The organism is Stenotrophomonas sp. Ste96, from assembly GCF_024519495.1.
GTDB lineage: Bacteria > Pseudomonadota > Gammaproteobacteria > Xanthomonadales > Xanthomonadaceae > Stenotrophomonas > Stenotrophomonas bentonitica_A.
Map to the genome: position 1 here is coordinate 1 of NZ_JALJRX010000006.1, position 20,652 is coordinate 20,652.

The following is a 20,652-nucleotide window of genomic DNA, read 5'->3' on the forward strand; positions in this document are numbered from 1 at the left end:
CTACAAATCTAGCTGGTCGGCCGTGCGCCTTCTCCCCTCAGATGGGAGAAGAACCAAAAAAAAGGCCGCGGAATCCGCGGCCTCTTCGATCACGACGCCTTCGGTGGCGCCCATTGCTTGAGGAAGGCGAAGAAGCGGCCACGGTCATAGCCCTTCTTCTGCCCCTTGTCCGCTTCCAGCTCGCCGGTGAACTGCGAGTGCAGCAGCGTGCCGTCGGCGTCGAGCACGAACAGGTGCGGGTAGCCCTTCACTGCCGGGAACTGCGACAGGAACGCCGCGTTCTCGTTTTCTTCGCTGTAGTTGACCTTCATCCAGACGTAGTTGGCATCGCGGAAGCTGCGGATCTCCGCATCGCCTTCGATGAACCCGTCCATCAGATGGCACCACGGGCACCACTCGCCGCCCACATCCAGGATGATCCGCTTGCCACCGCGCTGGGCCTCGACCTTGGCCGTGGCCAGATCGGCGACCGGATCACGCGCAGGATCGAACTGGGCGTTGAGCGCCGCGATCGCGGCGATGTCCGCCGCGGCCGGGGTGTTGCCCGAGGCCACCGGTGCGCCGGGATCGGCGACCGGGGTTTTCTGCTCGGAGGTGTCCAGCGGCTGCGCAGGCGCAGCGGTGGGCGCCGACGACGGCGAACAGGCGGCCAGCAGGCCGGCCACGATCATCGACATTGCCGCTGCTTTCATGCGCATCGCGGTCCTCACTTGACGCCGTGCATCAGCTTGTTGATCAGCGGGGCGACCAGGAACAGCACCACGCCGGAAATGATCAACGCCCAGAAGCCGAAGGTGTAACCCTTCAGGGCCGATTCCACGGTCATGCCGCCTTCGCCGCTGACCACGCCGGCGAAGATGCCGGACATGTTGTTGCCGATGCCGGTGGACAGGAACCAGCCGCCCATGCCGAAGCCGACCAGGCGCACCGGGGCCAGCTTGGTCACCATCGACAGGCCGATCGGCGACAGGCACAGCTCACCGATGGACTGGATGACGTAGACCATGAACAGCGTCCAGAACGGAATCTTGCCGTCCACGACCATGCTCGACAGCGCCACCATCAGCAGCGCGAACGCCGCACCGTTGAACAGCAGGCCCAGGCCGAACTTGCGCGGGATCGACGGATTGGCGCGGCCCAGCTTGATCCAGATCCAGGCAATGATCGGGGCCAGGGTGATGATCGCCACCGAGTTGACCGACTGGAACCAGGCGGTCGGGAATTCCCAGCCGCCCAGGTTGCGGTTGACGATGTTGTCGGCCAGGAAGGTGAACGAGCTGCCGGCCTGTTCGAAGAACATCCAGAACATCACGTTGAAGGTGAAGATGATCAGCATCGCGATGACGCGGTCGCGCTGGACCTTGCCTTCGCGGATGCCTTCGACCAGCAGCAGGATCGCCAGGGCGATGAACATCACACCCAGGATCCACGCCAGCGCGGTGGCGCCGGTGGAGAGCAGGAAGAAGGCCACCGGGATCGCCACGATCGCGCCGATGAACACCATCACGATGCGGCCGTAGCCTTCGGCACCGGCCGGCGGGGCGCCAATGCCCTTCAGGCCGGCACGGCCGACGTAGAACCAGGCCAGGCTGATCAGCATGCCGATGCCCGAGGCGATGAAGACCATCTTGTAGGACGGCATCGCCTGGGTGCCGAACACGCGCTCGGCCAGGTACTGGGTCAGCACCGGGGCGATCATCGCGCCGATGTTGATGCCCATGTAGAAGATGGTGAAGCCCGAGTCGCGGCGCTCATCCTTCAGGCCGTACAGCTTGCCGACCATGGTCGAGATGTTGGGCTTGAACAGGCCGTTGCCGATGATGATCGTGGCCAGGCCCAGCTCGAAGATTTCCTTGTTGGGCATCGCGACCATGAACAGGCCGGCCGCCATGATCACCGCGCCGGTCAGGATGGAACGCTGGTAGCCCAGCACCCGGTCGGCGACGTAGCCACCGAAGATGGCGGCGGCGTAGACCAGCGCCAGGTAGGCGCCGTAGGTCCGGCTGGCCGCGGCCTGGCCGGCCGAATCACCGTCGAAGAACTGCGCGACGATGTACAGCACCAGGGCCCAGCGGATCCCGTAGAACGCAAAGCGTTCCCAGAATTCGGTCATGAACAGCATCCACAACGGGCGCGGATGGCCCAGCGTGGTCTTGAACTCCGGCAGCGCCGGATCGGGAACGGATTTCGCGGCGGCGTCTACGCTCATGCGGGATTCCTGGGTTCGGTGGAAGACATGCACGTCCGATGTGCGAAAGCAGCGCGGGAGAATCCCAGACCAACCACGTTCACGTCAAATACACGCTGATGTGTGCCGCTGGCAGCATGGTCGCTGAACTTGCATCTGCAACTTCCGGCCAGAGACCGGCAGCGCAGCAACGGCGGGGCCTGCCGCACCCTACGGCGGATGGGGCGGGTAAATATGAATAGGCATATTGCGGCCGATGCCCGATCAGGCGTCCGGCGGCATCGGGTCGTCGTTGCGGATCGTGGTGCGCACCTGGAACAGCTCCGGGAAGAAGGTCAGCTCCAGCGCCTGGCGCAGGAAGCCGACTCCGCTGGAGCCGCCGGTACCGCGCTTGAACCCGATCACCCGCATCACCGTGCGCATGTGGCGGAAGCGCCACAGCTGGAAGGCGGTCTCCAGATCGACCAGGTCCTCGCACAGCGAATACTCCCGCCAGAAGCGGTCGGTGTTCTGGTAGATCCGCTCGAACACCGGGTGCAGGGCGTCGTCGGCCACGTGCGGCTGCTGCCAGTCGCGGCCCTGGTAGCCGGCCGGGACCGGGTGGCCGAAGCGGGCCAGGTAGCGCAGGAACTCCTCATACAGGCTGGGGGCATCGAGCACCTCCTGCAGCTGGGCCTGGCCGGCCGGGTCGTGCGAGAACACCTGCAGCATCTGCGCGTTCTTGTTGCCCAGCAGGAACTCGATGTAACGGTACTGCAGCGACTGGAAGCCCGAGGATGGGCCCAGCACATCGCGGAAGCCCATGTACTCCGAAGGCGTCAGCGTTTCCAGTACCGACCACTGCTCGGTCAGCTGGCGCAGCACCTGCTTGCTGCGCGCCAGCACCTTGCGGCACTGCCAGACCTCGTCGCGCTGCAGGAACCCGATCGCCGCGCGCAGTTCGTGCGCCAGCAGTTTCAGCCACAGCTCGGAGGTCTGGTGCTGGATGATGAACAGCATTTCGTCGTGGTGCGGCGGGTTGGACAGCGGCTGCTGGGCCGACAGCAGCTGGTCCAGGCGCAGGTAGCCGCCGTAGGTCAGCCGCCCCTCCAGATCGGTGTGGATACCGGCTTCGAGATCGCGTTGGTTCTTGTCGACGGACATGGCAGGGACCGCTAAAGGGGCTGAAAGGGTAGCGCAGTGACCGGGTCGCCGCGCATCCGGCCGTCAGCGGCTCACCGCTCCGCCAGATCGGCCGAACCCACGATCCTGACGCCGGGCGTGGGCACCAACGCCGCCTCGACCAGCGCGGCGGCGATGTTCCCGGCCGGATTGATGCGCCAGGCGCGCGGCAGCACCGGGCCGAGCACGCCCAGCACCACGCTGGCCAGATGCTCGCCGGTACGCCGTTCGGCACGCTCACCGCCGATCAGCCCGGGCCGGACCAGGGTCAGCGAGGGGTAGCCCAGCGCGCGCAGGTCCTGCTCCAGCCGCCCTTTGACCTGGTTGTAGAAGATCCGCGAGCCCGGGTCGGCGCCCATCGCCGAGTTCAATGCGAAGCCATGCGCACCGTGGGCACGCGCCAGCCGCGCCACGGCCAGCGGGAAATCATGGTCGACCCGTGCGAAGGCCTCCTGGCTGCCGGCCTGCTTGATCGTGGTGCCAAGCGCACAGATCACGGCATCCACCGCCCACCAGTCGGCCCCGGCCGGCAGCTGCGCGAAGTCCACCACCGGGTTGAACAGCGCTGGATCCGTGGTCTCCAGCGCGCGGCGGGTCGGGGCGATCACCGCATCGCAACGCGGGTCGTCCAGCAGTTGCCGCAGCACATGGCCCCCGACCAGTCCGGTTGCGCCTACCAGCATCACCTTCATCGCACGCTCCTGCGGTCAGATTGCCTACCATCGTGGCATATCGGGCGTCGCGGGCCCCGCGTTCAAGCCGGCGTGCCGCGCGCCGATACTGTTGCCACCTCCCCTCGCCCCGGCGCACCTCGCCGGTCACTGCCAAGGACCTGCCGCATGACGGACCCGCACGACGCTTCCCCCCGCCCCGGCACCGCCGTCGGGCGGCTGCTGTCGCGGCGACAGAGCGTGGGCACCGGGGTGGAGACCGCCAGCGAGCCGGCGCCCGGGCCCAAAGGCGGCAGCAGCGCGATGCTGCAGCGGCTGTTCGCCGGCATCGATGCGCCCGAGCCGCTGCTGGCTGCGTTCGCCAATGGCATGTCCACCCTGCCCGGCGAGCTGGGCGACATGGGCCTGCGCCTGCAGTCGGCGCAGCGCAGCGCGGACTGGGTGAGCTATGGCCGCGCGATGCGCCAGCTGATCGACAAGTACATCCGCACCATCGAGCAGGAAACGCCCGACGGCCAGCCTGACAGCCTGCGCCTGCGCGAGCTGCTGCGGCACACCGTCGGGGTGACCGTGGCCAGCCTGCTGCAGAACATGCCCGAGCTGCGCGAGGAGCCGGTGCAGCTGGCCGGTGAACTGCGCCACTGGCATCCGGGCCAGCCGCTGCAGCCGATCGAACAGCGGCTGCGCGAGCTCTCGCACCAGATCGGCGTGCGCAGCGACGGCTGGCAGGAGCAGCAGGAGCTGCTGCTGAGTCTGTTCGATCTGCTGTTGGACAACATCAGCGAGCTGCTGGATGACAGCAGCTGGCTGCACGGCCAGGTCCATGCGGTGCGCTCTCTGATCGGTGGCCCGCTGGATCGCGATTCGGTCGAACAGGCGCGCGCCAACCTGCGCGAGGTGATCTACAAGCAGGGGCTGCTCAAGCAGGGCATCGTCGAATCCAAGGCGGCGATGAAGAACGTCATGGGTGGCTTCATCGAGCGCCTGGACGGCATGGCGGTGAGCACCGGCGAGTACCACGACCGGATCAGCAGTTACGCGCTGGCCCTGAAGGAAGCGCGCAGCATCGCCGACCTCAACCAGCTGCTGCAGGATGTGCTGCAGGACACCGGGCGCGTGCAGGACCAGGCGCTGCAGGCGCGCGACCACCTGGGCAATGCACGCCGCGAAGTGGAACAGGCCGAACAGCGCATCGCCGAACTGGAGCAGGAGCTGCGCGAGGTGTCCGGCTTGATCCGTACCGACCCGCTGACTGGCGCGCTCAACCGGCGCGGTCTGGATGAGCTGCTGGAGCGCGAGCTGGCGCGCGCCGCACGCCACGGCCATCCACTGGCGCTGGCGCTGCTCGACCTGGACGATTTCCACCAGACCAACACCCTGCACGGCCATGCCGGTGGCGATGCGGTACTCCGCCACCTGGTGAGCGTCTGCCAGCTGCACCTGCGCAGCAGCGATGCCATCGCCCGGCTCGGTGGCGACGAGTTCGTCCTGCTGCTGCCGGAAACCCCGGCGGCCGACAGCATGTCCACCCTGCTGCGGCTGCAGCGCTCATTGGCACAGCGGCCGCTGCCGCTGGACGAACAGCGCGTGCCGGTGCATTTCAGTGCCGGGCTGGCGCAGTGGCAACCGGGCGAGCCGGCCGAGGCGCTGCTGCGGCGCGCCGATGCGTCGCTGTATGCGGCCAAGCGGGTCGGCAAGAACCGGGTACTGGCGGCCGAGCCACCGCGCTGAGCCTGCGCCTGTGATATTCGGCGCAGCGGCGCGAATCATCCGGGTATGGACATGACACTGCCCGCCACCGACACCGATCTGCGCCCGCGCTTCGCCGCGCTGCTGGAGCAGCACCGCGGCATCGTGCTGAAGGTGGCGCGCGGCTATTGCCCGCAGCACGAGGATCGGCTGGATCTGGTCCAGGAGATCAGCGTGCAGGCCTGGGCGGCCTTCGAGGCGTTCGACCCGGCGCGGGCGCGTTTCTCGACCTGGCTGTACCGGGTGGCGCTCAACGTGGCGATCTCGCAATGGCGCCGGCAGCAGCATCGGCAGCGCCACCACGCCGCGCTGGACGATGACCTGCCCGCCGCCGACGAAAGCGCGCCGCCCGAGCAGCGTCACGCGCTGCACCAGCTGGAGGTCGCCATCCACGCGCTGCCGCCGCTGGATCGTGCGCTGATGCTGCTGCACCTGGACGATCACGACCATCGGCAGATCGCTGAAGTGCTGGGCATCAGCGTCGCCAATGTCTCTACCCGCCTGCACCGCCTGCGCCAGCAGCTGCGCACGCGCATGAACCCCACCGACTGAGAGCCCCACCATGCAACCGGATGACCTCAAGCAGCTGTGGAACAGCACCAGCCAGCACGCGGATGCGCAGGAGACCTTCGCGCTGGAGGCATGGCGCAGCCATCGGCACCGCGCGGTGCAGCGCCAACTCGGGCTCTTCAGCCTCTGTCAGGGGCTGCAGCTGGTGGCCTGGCTGGCATTGGCGGTGTACTGCGGGAGCCAGTGGTGGCAGCAACCGCCGCTGGCGGTGATGCTCAGCGCGATGGCGCTGCACGCCTATTGCATCGCGGTGATCATCGCCATCATCACCCGCCTGCATCGCCGCCGGCAGCTGGGGCCGACACACACGGTGGTGGAGCAATCGCAGCAGCTGGCCGCGCTCGCCCGGCACACCGCATTGACCGAGCTGCTGCTCGGCCTGCCGTGGTGCTGGCTGTGGCTGGCGGTGCCGGTCCTGGTGGCCTGGCAGGCCTGGGGTGTGGACCTGGGGGCCTTGGCCGCACCGTGGCTGCTGGCCTCGCTGGCGGCGGGGGCGCTGGCCATGCTGGCCGCAGTGCTCCTTGCCCGCCGCTGGGTGCAGCACGCACCGGCATCGCCGTGGCTGCAGCGTGTGATCGAGGCGCTGTCCGGGCGCCGGCTGGCCCGCGCCCGCGCCGAGCTGGACGCCCTGAGCGGCTGGACGCCGACCTGAACCGGCCGGCCGTCAGTGCGCGGGCTTGGTCCCGCGCAGCTTCTGGAACCCGGTCACCGCCGCCAGCACCACCGCACCGATCACCACGCCGACGATCACGTTGCCCAGCGCATTGATCAACCAGCCCCAGCTGCCGTCACCGCCCATCTCCAGGATGGCGTGGTGCAGCGGTTCGATGCTGTGCACCAGGATGCCGCCGCCGACCAGGAACATCGCCGCGGTGCCGGCCACCGAGAGGAACTTCATCAGCCACGGTGCAGCCACCAGCAGGCCCCGGCCCACTGCGGCCAGCGCCGCGCCCTTGCGCGACAGGTACAGGCCCAGGTCGTCCAGCTTGACGATGCCGGCGACCAGACCGTAGACGAACACCGTCATCGCCAGGGCGATCACCACCAGCGCGCTGACCTGGTTGAGGAACGGTGCACTGGAGACCACGCCCAGCGACAGCACGATGATCTCCGCCGACAGAATGAAATCGGTGCGGATCGCGCCCTTAACCTTGTCCTTCTCCCACGCGACCATGTCCACCTTCTCGTCGGCCAGGGCCTTGGCCCGCTCGGCCTTGCGCTGCTCATCCTCGTCGCGCGAATGCAGGAAGCGGTGCGCCAGCTTCTCCACGCCCTCGTAGCAGAGGAACGCGCCGCCGATCATCATCAGCGGGGTGATCGCCCAGGGCAGCCAGGCGCTGATCGCCAGCGCGGCCGGCACCAGGATCGCCTTGTTGACCAGCGAGCCCTTGGCGACGGCCCAGACCACCGGCAGCTCGCGGTTGGCACTGACCCCGGTCACCTGCTGCGCGTTCAGCGCGAGGTCGTCGCCGAGCACGCCGGCGGTTTTCTTGGCCGCGACCTTGGTCAGCACCGACACATCGTCCAGCAGGGACGCAATGTCATCGAGCAACGCGAACAGACTGGCACCGGCCATGGTGGATCCAAAGGAGGAAGCGGGAGCGCCGATTCTGACCGATCCGACCCCTGTCGCGGTAGCCGGAGCGGATTCACCAGTCCACCACTGCCGCCCGGCCACACTGCCGGTGATCGTCGCCCCGGAGTCCTGCTTGAACACCACGCCCGTCCTTCCCGGTTCGCCGTCGCTGGTCAAGGGCATGAACCGCCGCAGCCAGATCCTGCGCCTGCTGTTGCGCTACCGTAATTCCGGCGTGTTCTCCGGCATGAACCTGGACGCAGGCGCGGTCCACGATGTGCCACCGGAAGGCAACCCGGAACAGTTCGTCACCGACCTCGAATCGCTGGGGCCGACCTTCGTCAAGCTGGGCCAGATGCTCTCCACCCGCCCGGACATGGTGCCGGTGGAGTTCGCCACGGCCCTGGAGCGCATGCAGGAGAACGTTGCGCCCATCCCGGTCGAGCGCGTCGCGGCGATCATCGAAAAGGAACTGGGCGCGTCGGTGTCCAAGCTGTTTGCCAGCTTCGACCCGGTGCCACTGGGCTGCGCCTCGATCGCCCAGGTGCATCGCGCCGAGCTTCACGATGGCCGCCAGGTGGCGGTCAAGGTGCAGAAGCCGGAGGTCGCCGCCCAGCTGCGCTCGGATCTGGACGTGCTGCGCAGCTTTGCGCTGGCCGCCGACCACCTCACCCAGGTCGGACGCCGCGTGCGCCTGCGCGACTGGCTCAATGAATTCGCCAAGACCCTGATGCAGGAGCTGGACTACCAGGCCGAGGCCGAGAACCTGCAGCGTTTCGGCCAGCATCTCAAGCCGTTCAAGCCGCTGTGGGTGCCACAGCCGATCTGGGACTACTGCAGCCACCGCGTGCTGACCATGGAGCTGGCGCAGGGCGTGCGCGTGGACATGATCCCCGATGTGCGCCGTACCGAGCAGCCGATGGCCCCACTGGCGGCCGCGCTGATCCGCGGCTATGTCGACCAGATCTTCGTGCATGGCGAGATCCATGCCGATCCGCATCCCGGCAATCTGCGTGTCACCCCGGCCGGTCGCTTGGCGATCTTCGACCTGGGCATGGTCGCGCACATGCCGCCGCGCCTACGCGAGCGCCTGCTCAAACTGTTGTTCGCCGCGGTGGATGGGCGCGGTGAGGAAGTCGCCGATGAAATCATCGGCATCAGCACGCGGCTGGAGTTCTTCGATGAAGAACGCTATCTGCGCGAGACCGGGCAGATCATCGCGCGCTATGCCGCCAACAGCAGCTTCTCCGAAGGCCGCGTGGTGCTGGACCTGGTGCGCATCGCCACCGCCAGCGGCCTGCGCACCCCGCCGGAGCTGAGCCTGCTGGGCAAGGCGCTGTTGAATCTGGAAACCGTGTGCCGGCTGCTGTCGCCGGACCTGGATACCCGGCGCATCGTGGAGAAACAGCTGCAGCACGTGATGCGCGCGCGTCTGAAGAAATCGCTGTCGGCCGCCAACCTCGCCAGCGAGGCAATGGAGATGCAGCAGTTGCTGCGCGATGGGCCACGCAAGATGACCGACATCCTCGCGCTGCTGGCCGAGAACCGCCTGCAGATGAAGGTCACCGGGCTGGAAGAATCCCGCCTGATGGAGAACCTGCAGAAGATCGCCAACCGCGTCTCTGCCGGCATCGTCACCGCCGCGCTGATACTGGCCGCGGCGATGATGATGAAGGTCGATACCGGATGGCATCTGTTCGGGTATCCCGCCATCGCGTTCACCTTGATGTTGATCGGTGTCTTCCTCGGATTGGGCATCATCCTCAGTGCGCTGATCTTCGATCGTCGTGCGCGCTCCAAGGAAGAACGCGGGCATCGTTGACGCGGTCAACACGCGCTTCACGCATTCAGACAACCGGTAAAACACACCGCGGAACGCGCGATGCAATGCAGCATCGTGCGTACGTCTTCACGCCTGTTTTACGTCGCATCCCGCAATGCGATGCCTGAATCCCGCTGTCGTTTTCAACAAACATTTCAGTCAGGTTCGTGCAGGCATGATCGGGTCATCGGCTTGTCATGCATGTGTGGTTGGGACAGCCGGTCGGATGGGACATACGTCGTCATGACGTCCATCACCACCTGTCTCCACTGCCAAAAGTGCTTATGCTCTGGATCCTGCTGCTGTCACTGTTGCTGCTCACCTGGCTGTTCCTCGCATCTGACAAGTGGGTGTGGTGGAAGGCAAGCCTGATGTCATTGCTGCTGCTGACACTCAGTGCGTGGTGGTTGATCAACAAGTTGTCCGGTGATGGCCTCAATGCCGCCACCCTGTATCACCTTGGCGCAGACATGGAAGGCGCCGGCATCGCCGACTTCAAGCACTACATCGCCGGCTTCATCGCACTGGCGCTGGTGTCGCTCACCCCCTTGCTGCTGGCACGCCTGCGTCGCCGGCACCGGCCCGCACACGGCAAGGCAGTCTTCGCCGGCTTCCTGGCGATGTGGTTCGTCGCGATCGTGGTCAGCCCGCTCTACAGCGATGGCCAGCGCCTGTACCAGCAGATGCGCCCGGTCGACTACAGCATGGTCAAGGCCGAGTACCGCGTGCCGCAGCAGCCGCTGACCAAGCCGCGCAACATCGTGTGGATCTACGGCGAAAGCCTGGAACGCACCTATCTCAATGAAACCACCTTCCCCGACCTGATGCCCAACATCAACCGGCTGGCCGCGCAGTCGCTGGACGTGCGCGGGCTGGTCTCGGCCGAAGGCGGTGGCTGGACCATCGCCGGCCTGGTCTCCTCGATGTGCGGCGTGCCGTTGACCACCGCCAAGGAAGATGAGAACAGCATGGGGCGCATGGGCAGCTTCCTGCCCGAAGCGGTCTGCCTCGGCGATTACCTCAAGCAGCAGGGCTACACCAACCACTATCTGGGCGGCGCCAACGGCCAGTTCGCGGGCAAGGGCCAGTTCCTGGCCACGCACGGCTTCGATACCGTGGATGATCTGGCCTGGTTCAAGAAGCAGAAGATCACGCGCGCGCATTTCTCGCCGTGGGGCGTGCATGATGATGTGCTGCTGGACAAGGCGTACGACCGCTTCGTGCAGCTCTCGCGCAAGGGCGAGCCGTTCATGCTCACCACGCTGACCATGGACACCCATCATCCCGCCGGTCACCTCCCCGTGGCCTGCAAAGGCACCCGTTACCAGAGCGAGCACGGCAACATCGGCATGCTCAATGCACTCAAGTGCACCGACGGGCTGATCGCCAAACTGGTCGATCGTATCCAGGCCAGTCCGTACGGCGAAGACACGTTGATCGTGATCGCCTCCGATCACCTGGCCATGCCCAACGATCTCAGCCACATCCTGGCCAAGCAGGATCGCGAGAACCTGTTGCTGTTCCTGGGCAAGGACATCGCCCCGCGCCAGCTGACCGCGCCGGCCGGCTCGACGCTGGACTCGGGCGCCACGCTGCTGAGCCTGATCGACCCGGCCATCGATTCGATCGGCTTCGGCCGCTCGCTGCTGCATCCGGAGCGTTCGGACAGTGCCAGCGCCGCGGTGTTCCGCGACAACGGCAAGGACTACCCGCGCTACCTCGCGTTCTCGCGCTCGCTGTGGCTGGGCGACAAGACCCGCCAGCTGCGCATCGATGACGACAACCAGGTGGTGATCGGCCTGCAGCACGTGCAGCCGCCGGTGCTGCTGGAGTACGACAAGCATTGGGATCTGAAGTCGGTGTATCTGGAGAACACCTCCAAGCAGTTCGATCTGGCCGACCCGTCCAATACGCTGGCCTACGTGGATCGCTGCACTGCGTTCGAGGATGGCTCGGCCGATGGTGACTGGTGCGCGATGCTGGTCAACCAGGACAAGGGCATCAAGCTCTTCCGTGATGACCAGCTGCGCGGTGGCGTGGCGGTGGATGGCCCGCTGGATCCGTTCAACGGCCCGCGCCCGAGCATCCGCCAGGCGCACATGATCACGCAGAAGGGCCGCCGCACCCGCGCCGGGCAGTACATGGTGCAGCTGGTGACCAAGCAGTCGCCGGACCGTGGCTTCTGGATCGAAGCCGTCTCCTCGCAGCGCAAGGTGGTGGTGGCCCAGCAGTGGGTGCAGCCCGATGCCGAAGGCCGCATCAACCTGAGCTTCGGCCTGGACCACGAGGTGGATGATCTGGAAGTGCGCGCCTGGTTGAACCACGCCGAGAAGCTGGCCGTGGATACCTTCGCGCTGGTGCCGTCGCGCCGCGGCAACCGCGGCTGATCCGGCCCTCCCGCCGGGCATCGGGGGCGGTCCGTCGTTCGTATCGGGTCCGCTGTCCGTAGCAGGTCCGCTGGTCGTATCGGTAGTGCCGGCCGCTGGCCGGCTCCCGGTTCTCTCTGCCTCGTGCAGCTGCCGGCCAGCGGCCGGCACTACCTGGATAAGGGCGCTGCCGGCGGCCGGCGCTGTCTGGATCAGGGCGGTACCGGCCAACAGCCGGTACCTACCGGCCTTGTTATGCGTCGGGGTCCGGCGTTGCCGCCGGGTCACGCACCAGATGGATATCCGTCGGCGCGGACAACGCGATCCCGGCGGCGGCAAACTTCTGCAGCATCGTGAAATACAGCTCGCTGCGTGCGCCGTACACCGCGCGCGGACCCGAGACGTAGGCGAAACTGTTGATCGCGATCTGCCCATTGGCGATCGAATCGATGAACACCGACGGTGCCGGGTCACTCAGCACGCCCGGGTGATCGGTGTATGCATCCAGCAGGATCTGCCGCAGCGCGGCCACGTCGGTGTTCAACGGCACCGAGAACTGGATCTGGATCCGGCCCTGCGCGTTGCCCATGGTCATGTTGCGGATGGTCTTGGTGATCAGCTCGGAGTTGGGCACGATCAAGGTGGATTTGTCGCCGACCTGGATCTCGGTCGAACGCACGCTGATCCGCTTGATGTCCCCTTCCTGATCGCCCAGCTTGACCCAGTCGCCGATCTTGACCGGCCGCTCGGCCAGCAGGATCAGGCCCGAGACGAAGTTCTGGGTGATCGCCTGCAGGCCGAAGCCGATACCCACCGACAGCGCACTGACCACCAGGGCCAGCTTCTCGAAGCCGATGCCCAGCGCGGTCAGGCCCCACAGCACCGCGGCGATGATGCCGAGATAGCGGGTGACGGTGCTGATCGAGTTGCGTGCACCGGCATCCAGTTCGGTTTTTGGCAGGTAGGTGTCGCTCAGCCAGCGCTGGAACGCCTGCATCACCGCCCAGACCACCAGGAACACCAGCACCGCGTACATCACGCTGCTCGGTCGGAGCGTGGTCTCGCCGATCTTCAGCCCGCCGGACAGCGAATCCAATCCCCCGAGGAAGGCATTGAGGTTGCCGAACGGTGCGGCCAGCGCCAGCAGGCCGAGCACGATCACGCCCACGCGCAGCACCGCCGAGAGCAGCACGCCGGCCTGCTCCACCCGCGATTCGCTGAGCCCGGTGGTCAATACGATGGTCTGCCCGGCACGGCTGCTGGGCGCGAGTGCCCAGGTGGCCAGGTCATCGGCGAACTTGAGCAGCAGCGAGACGGCCATCAGCACCACCGCGCCCCAGACCAGTTGCTGGGCCACGAACAGCGCGAAGTTGAGATAGCCCAGCAGCGTGGCGATCACCGCCGCTGCCACGGCGATGTGGCCGGCCAGGCGCGCGAGCACGATCCAGCCGCTGCGGCGGGGCGCGCCGCGTACCTTGCCATCGCCTCCGGCGCGGGGATCGGCACGCGCTTCGGCTTCGGCAGCTTCAGCCGCCTGGCGGTTGTGCATGCGCGCCAGCGAAACCAGGATCGCGATGATCAACGCCATGTACGTGAGCGCGATCAGCCCATCCACGGCCACCGTGGTGACTTCGCTGGTACGTGCCGCGCGGTCCAGGGCGACCAGCATGATGCTCAGCCAGGTCAGGCCGGCCGCGCCCCAGGCGTACTTGCGCAGGCGCCAGGCCGCGCTGTCATCCAGCGACAGCAGCCGCCACGACGGCCGCTTGGGCACCAACAGGCAGGCACTGAGCGCAGCGATGAAGGCGGCCACGAAGGTGGCCACTTCGAAGGTCTGGGCCACCGACTGCAGGCGCGGCGGGATCGCGCCGATCGCATCCAGTGACTCCACCAGTGCCACCGCCGCCAGGCCGGGCAGCAGCGTGCCGACCAGCAGCAGCCACACCGCCAGCCCGGAGCGACGCAGGCGGCCATCCGGTGCGCGCTCGGAGGCAGCGAAGCGCCGGCCCAGCGCGCGCAGCCACAGCCGCAGCGGGAAGAACATCACCAGCGCCACGCCCAGGCCGATCAGCGGCGCGGTCCAGCCGTGCCGGGCGATCGCCTTGCGCGCGGCGTCCACGCCCATGTGGTACAGGATCGCCAAGCGATCCACATCGCCCGGCACATCCTTGGCGAAGCTGCGCCACAGCGCCGGCGACAACGGCGAGGCGACCTTGCGGGTCAGCTGTTCGCTGAACTGGGTGACCCGCATCTTCTCGATCCGCTCGCCGAGCTGCCTGGCGTCCACCGAAAGCAGCTTGGCGCGGGCGATCTGCGCGTTGATGTCGGCCTTCTGCTGGTTCAGCGCCTTGCGCTGCCGGCTGACCTCCGGTGGCTCGACCGTCCCTTCGGCCACCTCGCCCAGCTGCGACAGGCGCGCGTCCACCTGCTTGAGCTGCGGGTCCAGTGCACTCTGCAGGCCGTCCGCATCGCGCTGGACGGCCAGCGCGCGGTCGGACAACGCCTTGAGGGTCTCGGTGGTGGCCGCATCCTCCAGGTCGTCATTGATCGACCGGAAGGTTTTTTCGGCCTGGGCCAGCTGCTTGGCAGGGTCCGGATCCGGGTCGCCGGCCTGGGCCAGCGCGATTGGCGCGGCGCCGAGCCAGGCGAACAACAGCAGCCACGACAACGACCGCACCACAAACGAAGAATGACGAAGCGACACGCCAGCACCAACGGTTCGCGCGGACCACCGCGCCTGCCCGCGACTATAAACCGGGCCCCGTTCAGAACAGGTATGCGGCCCTCAGTACTTCAGGCGGAGCTCTTCGACCTGCGGCTGCAGGCGCGCGTACCAGTCCTGGAACTCTTCTTCGGTGATCTCCTCCGGCGCGTAGACCGCGATCTCGTCCCAGGCATGATCGGTCGGCAGCGGCTGCCGCGGCCCGGCACGCAGGGTATAGGTCACGCCCTCATGGTCGAGCAGGTCGTCGGCGGTCTCCCGCTGCTGGCGGGCAAAGCCGGTTTCGCTCTTGAGCAGAATCACCTGGTACATCCGCATCTCCATCGCTGTTGAAAGAAGCGCTCATGGCGCCCCTGCCCAGCATAGCGCCGCCCACGCGGCCGGAGCATGACGCATCGACAACGCAGCGTTCTCGACGCCGTACTCGCCCCGGCTTCACCCGGCCGTGGCAGCAGGCCCGGCATCGTGGGATCGCATTCCCACCAGCCGTTGCCCATGACCACACATCCCGACCTGAAGACCGTTCCCGATCTCAAGCTGCCGCGTTACCTGGGCACCTGGTACGAGATCGCCCGCCTGCCCATGAAGCACGAGCCGGAGGGCTGCACCGATGTGTCCGCGCATTACAGCCTGAAGGACAACGGCCATGTCGCCGTGGTCAACCGCTGCCGCATGGGCAACGAGATCGAGGAAGCCGACGGTGAGGCCTGCCCGGTCGATAACGACACCGCGCGGCTGGAGGTCAGCTTCCTGCCCAAGGGCCTGCGCTGGCTGCCCTTCACCAAGGGCGACTACTGGGTGATCCAGATCGCGCCGGACTACAGTGTCTCGCTGGTCGGCAGCCCGGACCGCAAGTACCTGTGGCTGCTCTCACGCACCCCCACGCTCGATCGCACCACGCAGGAGCACTATCTGGCGCAGGCGCGGCTGCAGGGCTTCGACCTGTCCGAGCTGATCCAGACCCCGCACACCGGCCATCCCACCGCCTGAGGCTGCAATGGATCTGAAGAGCGGTTACCCGTTCTGGGCCGTGCGCAACGGCCTGATGCATGCGTTTCCACCGCTGGAAAACGATCTGAACTGCGAGGTGCTGGTGGTTGGCGGCGGTATCAGCGGTGCGCTGATCGCCGACGAGTTGTGCGCGCACGGCCATGACGTGGCGCTGATCGAACAGCGCGACATCGGCTGGGGCAGCACGGCGGCCAGCACCGCGCTGCTGCAGTATGAGATCGACACCCACCTGATCGACCTGGCCCAGCGCTACGGCGAGGATGCCGCCGTACGGGCCTACCAGGCGTGTGCCGATGCCATTCCGGCCATCTGCGAGGTGGCCGCGCCGTTCCGCGATGTGGATTGCCATCGCATGGCCAGCCTCTACTACGCGAGCAAGCGCGGGCATCAGGCCGTACTGGCCGAAGAATGCGCGCTGCGTGCCAGGCACGGCTTCGACGTGCGCTGGCTGGACAGCGACAGCGTCGCGGACGAGTACGGCATCCGCGCGCCGGGGGCGATCCTCAGCGCGCTCGCCGCACGCATCGATCCGTACCGGCTGACCTACCGCCTGCTGATGCGGCTGCACAAGCGTGGCTGCGGGGTCTACGACCGCACCGTGCTCGACACGCTCACCCCCACTGCGCGTGGCGTCACCGCCACCACGCTGGGCGGTGCACGCATCCGGGCCCGGCATGTGGTGCTGGCCACCGGCTATGCCGGACAGCGCTGGTTGAAGCCCTCGGTGGCCCGCAACCGCAGCAGCTACGCCTTCATCACCGACCCGATCCACCCGGATCTGCTCGGTCCGCTGCGCGAAACGATGGCCTGGGAATCGGCGCGCCCCTACCTCTACCTGCGCAGTACCGGCGACAACCGGCTGCTGATCGGCGGCGAAGACGACGCCATCGATCTCCCGGCGCGGCGCGACCGGCGTGTGGAGAGCAAGACCGGCAAGCTGCTCAAGAAGACCGCCAAGCTGTTTCCGCACCTGCCGCTGCAGCCGGCCTTCTCCTGGGGCGGCACCTTCGCCGAGACCCACGATGGCCTGCCCTTCTTCGGTCCACACCCACAGTGGGGGCCGCGGGTGCTGTTCGCGATGGCCTACGGCGGCAACGGCATCACCTACTCCATGATCGGCGCCGGGCTGCTGCGGTCGCGGATCGAGCGCCGCCGGCATCCGCTGGCCGAGCTGTTCGGATTTGAGCGCCTGGGCTGAGTTCCCCTTGCAACGCACGCCATGACAGGCATCATTCAAACTACGGCTGCTAGCGTCAGCGCTGTCGGCCGTCCCGCCTGTCTGCTCCGGAGCCTCTCATGATCCGCCTGCTTCCCCTGCTGCTGTGCCTGTCCCTGCCCGGTGTGGCGCTGGCCCAGTCTGCCGCAGGCGCCACCGGCCCGCAGTCCTCCACCGGGCTGGACCTGAGCATCCCGGACGCCCCGCTGCAGTACCTGAGCGACCAGTCCCTGCGCGGCGATCCGCCGGGCACGTTCTACGGCGACCGCACCGGCCGGCGTTCCACCGACCGGGCCGCCAACGGCATCGCCCACGTGACCGACGACAAACTGCGGGTCAACGGCAGCGTCACCACCGGCATCGGCTACGCGAAGAATTTCGGCAACACCCATTACAACGCCGCCGAGCTCAACCTGAGCAAGAACTACACGTCCGACGAAGGCAACACGCGCAACGTCAACGTCAACATCCGGGTGAGCGAAGGCAAGGGCCCGGGCTTCTTCGGCCCGTACGGCTATGACGGTTTCGATGGCTACGGCGGCTACGGCCGTGGGCCCGGCTACTGGGATTACCCGGCGCGCTGGTAAGCGCTGCAGCGGTGGGGCACTCACGCGGACGGCCGGGGCAACCCGGCCGTTCGTGCATCCGTGCGCCGTGACGCGGCGGGATCAGTCCCACCAGCCATCGCGCTTGCTGGCCAGTACGCGGCCATCGTGACCGCTCATGCGTACATCCACGCGCTGGTTGCGGACATTGCGTGCGTCCAGCGTCCAGGTGGCGCCATCGCGCTCGAGCGACTCGATCTGCGTCAGCCCGGCCTTGCCGGCCAGCGCCAGGATCTGCCCGGCATCCAGCAGCGCGCGGCCATCGCGCGGGTCGAAGATCTCACCCTTGGTGTCATCGATGATCACTTCATCGACGGTGCCGTCCTTGCGGGTCACATCCGCCTCCCACACGCCATCATCGTGCTCCAGTTCGTGCACCTGGGTGTAGCCGGCCGCGCTGAGCTTGGCCTGCACCTGGGCGGCGGACAGGTTGGCGGCGAAGGCCGGGGTGGCGAACAGGGCGGCGGCCAGGGTGGTAGCGGCAATCATCGTCTTCATGGGAATCCTTGAGGGGGCGCCGGTCCATTCCGGCACCGCCAGTCTGGCCACCACGCCTAACCGGACCATGAGGGGCACTGTTAGATACTGTTTAGACATCCCCGGTATACCGGTGGCCTGCCCTTTGCCCTGCGTGCCCGCATGTCCGCCCTGTCCCTGATGCTGCCCCTGCTGTTGACCCTGGCCCCGCAGGACCCGATGCGGGTGCTCGACGGTGGCAGCCGCCAGCAGGACAGCGTGCGCCAGGCGGTCCGGCAGGGCCGTTTCGTCCCGCTGGAACAGGTGGTGGCCGATGCACTGCGGCGTTACCCCGGCAAGCTGATCGAGGTGGAACTGGATGACGACACCTACGAGGTCGAGATCCTCGGCCCGGACGGCGTGGTGATGGAGCTCGATTACGATGCCGCGACCGGCCGCCTGCTGAAAATGGAAAAAGACTGATGCGCGTGCTGCTTGCCGAAGATGACGCCCTGCTCGCCCGCCGCCTGCAGACGCTGCTGGAAGACGCCGGCTACGTGGTCATCCATAGTGCGGAGGGCCGGGACGCCGAGTACCAGGGCCAGATCGAAGACATCGCCGCGGCCGTGGTCGATCTGGGCCTGCCGGGCCTGGACGGGCTGAGCGTGATCGAGCGCTGGCGCCAGGCGGGCCGGGACTTCCCGGTGCTGGTACTGACCGCCCGCGCCCGCTGGCACGACAAGCTGGCCGGCTTCGATGCCGGTGCCGATGACTACCTGACCAAACCGTTCCAGCCCGAAGAGCTGCTGCTGCGCCTGCGTGCCCTGATCCGCCGCAGCGCCGGCCACGCGCATCCGCGCCTGCAGTGCGGCCCGCTGGTGCTGGACGTCAATGCCGGCCGCTTCGAGCTGGACGGTGCGCCGCTGGCGCTCAGCGCGCAGGAACACCGCATCCTCAGTTACTTCATGCATCACCCCGATACCGTGCTGAGCCGCGCGCGGCTGGGCGAGAACGTCTACGAGGACGGCTTCGATCCGGACTCCAACACGCTGGACGTGCTGATCGGGCGGATCCGCCGCAAGCTGGGCAGCGCATTGATCCACACCCACCGCGGGCAGGGCTTCCGCCTCTCGGCGACGCCATGACAACCGGTTCGCTGCGCACCCGCCTGCTGGTCGCCGGTGGCCTGGGTCTGGTCCTGGTCTCGGCACTGGCGACCTGGTGGCTGGGCGCGATGTTCGAGCGCTCGGCGCGGTCGGCGATGGATGAGCGCCTGGGCAACGATCTGATCGCGGTGCTGGCACTGGCCGAGAGCGATGCCAACGGCCAGCTGCAGTGGCGCGACACCCTGGCCGACGAGCGCTACCGGCGCGTGTTCTCCGGCGACTACTGGCAGGTGCTGGACGCGCAGGGCCGCCCGCTTGGGCAATCGCGCTCGCTGTGGGATGACGCGCTGGCCGCCCCGACCGCGCTGCACCCGGGGCCGGCGCAGGCCTTCGATGCCACCGGCCCGTTGAAGCAATCACTGCGCGTGCTGGCCCAGCAGGTGACCCTGCCGCGCGCCGCCGCACCGGTGATCGTCATGGTCGCCACCGACCGCAGCCAGCTGGATGCCCAGGTTGCCAGTTTCCGGCAGCGCACCGCACTGGCCCTGGCCGTGCTGATCGCACTGTGGTTCGCCGTACTGGTCACCCAGGTGCATTACGGGCTGCGGCCGCTGGCCGAACTGGGCCGCATCGCCGGACAGGTCCGCAACGGCGAGAACGTGCGCTTCCCGCAGCACGGCCTGGTCAAGGAAGTCGCGCCGCTGGCCGGCCAGCTCAACGCGCTGCTCGATCACCACCAGCGCATGGTGGTGCGCGCCCGCCGCAGCGCCGAAGACCTCGCGCATGCGCTGAAGACACCGCTGACCGTGCTCATCACCGAAGCCGAGGGGGATGGCAGCGACTGGCGCCAGACCCTGCGCAGCGAGACCGCGCGCATGCAGGCCAGCATCGATCGTTACCTCGCTGCAGGCCTGGGCGCGGACAGCCAGCAGCGCACGCCGGTGGCGCCGGTGGTGAGCGCGCTGTGCGGGCTGATGCAGCGCGTGCATGCCGCGCGCGGGCTGCGTTTCACGTGCGACAGCGAGGATGCCGCCGTGTTCGCCGGTGCGCGCGAGGATCTGGAAGAGATGCTCGGCAACCTGCTCGACAATGCCGGCAAGTGGGCCGCGCAGGCGGTGCGGGTGGACGTGGCACGGGACAGCACGCAGCTACGCATCACCGTGGCCGATGATGGCCCGGGACTTCCGCCAGCGCAGCTGGAGCGCGTGCTGGAGCGCGGCGTGCGGCTGGATGAGCGCGCGTCGGGCAGCGGGCTGGGATTGTCGATCGTGGCCGACATCGCCGAGAGCTACGGTGGCACGCTGGTCCTGGCCAATGACGCGCCGGGGTTGCAGGCGACGTTGACGTTGCCGGCGGGCGGAGCAGCCACCGGGTAGAGCCGACCGTTGGTCGGCTGCTTTTCGCGAACACCCCAACGCGCCCAGGTGCGCGCA

The 20,652-nt window shown here is 67.5% G+C and carries 18 protein-coding genes and 1 pseudogene; 11 read left to right on the forward strand and 8 right to left on the reverse strand.

Annotated elements, in window-relative coordinates; translation table 11 throughout:
- Nucleotides 1-89 precede the first annotated feature (89 nt).
- The 4 genes from OC373_RS14945 to OC373_RS14960 form a co-directional block, all read right to left on the reverse strand.
- Entirely contained in the window at nt 90-698 is a 609-nt protein-coding gene (locus OC373_RS14945) for a thioredoxin family protein (RefSeq protein ID WP_070426129.1), read from the reverse strand.
- Between the two features lie 8 nt (nt 699-706).
- Nucleotides 707-2,209 carry a peptide MFS transporter gene (locus OC373_RS14950; protein WP_046273049.1) on the reverse strand — a complete coding sequence of 501 codons (1,503 nt, stop codon included), beginning with the start codon at nt 2,207-2,209 and terminating at the stop codon, nt 707-709.
- 243 nt (nt 2,210-2,452) lie between these two features.
- On the reverse strand, nt 2,453-3,331 hold the full coding sequence (locus tag OC373_RS14955) for a tryptophan 2,3-dioxygenase family protein (RefSeq protein WP_019185279.1): 879 nt from the start codon (nt 3,329-3,331) through the stop codon (nt 2,453-2,455).
- A gap of 71 nt (nt 3,332-3,402) precedes the next feature.
- Nucleotides 3,403-4,041 (reverse strand): NAD-dependent dehydratase, encoded by a 639-nt coding sequence (locus OC373_RS14960; protein ID WP_261997956.1) that lies wholly within the window; start codon nt 4,039-4,041, stop codon nt 3,403-3,405.
- A 147-nt stretch (nt 4,042-4,188) separates the two neighbouring features.
- On the opposite strand from OC373_RS14960, the gene OC373_RS14965 reads away from it, so the two are divergent.
- From OC373_RS14965 to OC373_RS14975, 3 genes are read left to right on the forward strand one after another with little or no spacing between them, the layout of a single operon-like run.
- Nucleotides 4,189-5,751, forward strand: a complete 1,563-nt coding sequence (locus OC373_RS14965; RefSeq protein WP_019185277.1) for a GGDEF domain-containing protein — start codon at nt 4,189-4,191, stop codon at nt 5,749-5,751.
- Between the two features lie 57 nt (nt 5,752-5,808).
- Nucleotides 5,809-6,321 carry a sigma-70 family RNA polymerase sigma factor gene (locus tag OC373_RS14970; protein WP_261998048.1) on the forward strand — a complete coding sequence of 171 codons (513 nt, stop codon included), beginning with the start codon at nt 5,809-5,811 and terminating at the stop codon, nt 6,319-6,321.
- A gap of 10 nt (nt 6,322-6,331) precedes the next feature.
- A complete protein-coding gene (locus OC373_RS14975; RefSeq protein ID WP_261997957.1) occupies nt 6,332-6,991 on the forward strand; it encodes a hypothetical protein in 660 nt (219 codons plus the stop codon).
- Between the two features lie 12 nt (nt 6,992-7,003).
- Here the strand turns inward: OC373_RS14975 and OC373_RS14980 are convergent, their stop codons facing one another.
- Nucleotides 7,004-7,915 carry a DUF808 domain-containing protein gene (locus OC373_RS14980; protein ID WP_019185274.1) on the reverse strand — a complete coding sequence of 304 codons (912 nt, stop codon included), beginning with the start codon at nt 7,913-7,915 and terminating at the stop codon, nt 7,004-7,006.
- 166 nt (nt 7,916-8,081) lie between these two features.
- On the opposite strand from OC373_RS14980, the pseudogene OC373_RS14985 reads away from it, so the two are divergent.
- Nucleotides 8,082-9,737 (forward strand): annotated as a pseudogene (locus OC373_RS14985) (AarF/UbiB family protein); the annotation flags it as partial.
- 284 nt (nt 9,738-10,021) lie between these two features.
- A complete protein-coding gene (locus tag OC373_RS14990; protein WP_070426132.1) occupies nt 10,022-12,124 on the forward strand; it encodes a phosphoglycerol transferase I in 2,103 nt (700 codons plus the stop codon).
- Between the two features lie 232 nt (nt 12,125-12,356).
- Here the strand turns inward: OC373_RS14990 and OC373_RS14995 are convergent, their stop codons facing one another.
- On the reverse strand, nt 12,357-14,771 hold the full coding sequence (locus OC373_RS14995; protein ID WP_254427808.1) for a DUF3772 domain-containing protein: 2,415 nt from the start codon (nt 14,769-14,771) through the stop codon (nt 12,357-12,359).
- 117 nt (nt 14,772-14,888) lie between these two features.
- The gene (locus OC373_RS15000; protein WP_261997958.1) at nt 14,889-15,137 is read right to left on the reverse strand and encodes a hypothetical protein; all 249 of its coding nucleotides are present in this window, start codon (nt 15,135-15,137) and stop codon (nt 14,889-14,891) included.
- 183 nt (nt 15,138-15,320) lie between these two features.
- Between OC373_RS15000 and OC373_RS15005 the strand changes: the two genes are divergently transcribed.
- The 3 genes from OC373_RS15005 (at nt 15,321) to OC373_RS15015 (ending at nt 17,639) form a co-directional block, all read left to right on the forward strand.
- Nucleotides 15,321-15,815: a lipocalin family protein gene (locus OC373_RS15005; protein ID WP_046273045.1), complete on the forward strand. Its 495-nt coding sequence runs from the start codon at nt 15,321-15,323 to the stop codon at nt 15,813-15,815.
- Nucleotides 15,816-15,822: 7 nt separating this feature from the next.
- The gene (locus OC373_RS15010; RefSeq protein ID WP_261997959.1) at nt 15,823-17,034 is read left to right on the forward strand and encodes an FAD-dependent oxidoreductase; all 1,212 of its coding nucleotides are present in this window, start codon (nt 15,823-15,825) and stop codon (nt 17,032-17,034) included.
- A 98-nt stretch (nt 17,035-17,132) separates the two neighbouring features.
- The gene (locus tag OC373_RS15015; protein WP_046273043.1) at nt 17,133-17,639 is read left to right on the forward strand and encodes a hypothetical protein; all 507 of its coding nucleotides are present in this window, start codon (nt 17,133-17,135) and stop codon (nt 17,637-17,639) included.
- 81 nt (nt 17,640-17,720) lie between these two features.
- On the opposite strand, the gene OC373_RS15020 is transcribed toward OC373_RS15015, so the two are convergent.
- On the reverse strand, nt 17,721-18,155 hold the full coding sequence (locus OC373_RS15020; protein ID WP_261997960.1) for a PepSY domain-containing protein: 435 nt from the start codon (nt 18,153-18,155) through the stop codon (nt 17,721-17,723).
- 198 nt (nt 18,156-18,353) lie between these two features.
- Between OC373_RS15020 and OC373_RS15025 the strand changes: the two genes are divergently transcribed.
- From OC373_RS15025 to OC373_RS15035, 3 genes are read left to right on the forward strand one after another with little or no spacing between them, the layout of a single operon-like run.
- On the forward strand, nt 18,354-18,596 hold the full coding sequence (locus tag OC373_RS15025; protein ID WP_315985469.1) for a PepSY domain-containing protein: 243 nt from the start codon (nt 18,354-18,356) through the stop codon (nt 18,594-18,596).
- The gene (locus OC373_RS15030; protein ID WP_019185264.1) at nt 18,596-19,258 is read left to right on the forward strand and encodes a response regulator transcription factor; all 663 of its coding nucleotides are present in this window, start codon (nt 18,596-18,598) and stop codon (nt 19,256-19,258) included. The genes OC373_RS15025 and OC373_RS15030 overlap by 1 nt, the downstream gene beginning before the upstream one ends.
- Nucleotides 19,255-20,595 (forward strand): sensor histidine kinase, encoded by a 1,341-nt coding sequence (locus tag OC373_RS15035; RefSeq protein WP_261997961.1) that lies wholly within the window; start codon nt 19,255-19,257, stop codon nt 20,593-20,595. The genes OC373_RS15030 and OC373_RS15035 overlap by 4 nt, the downstream gene beginning before the upstream one ends.
- The last annotated feature ends 57 nt before the right edge of the window (nt 20,596-20,652 follow it).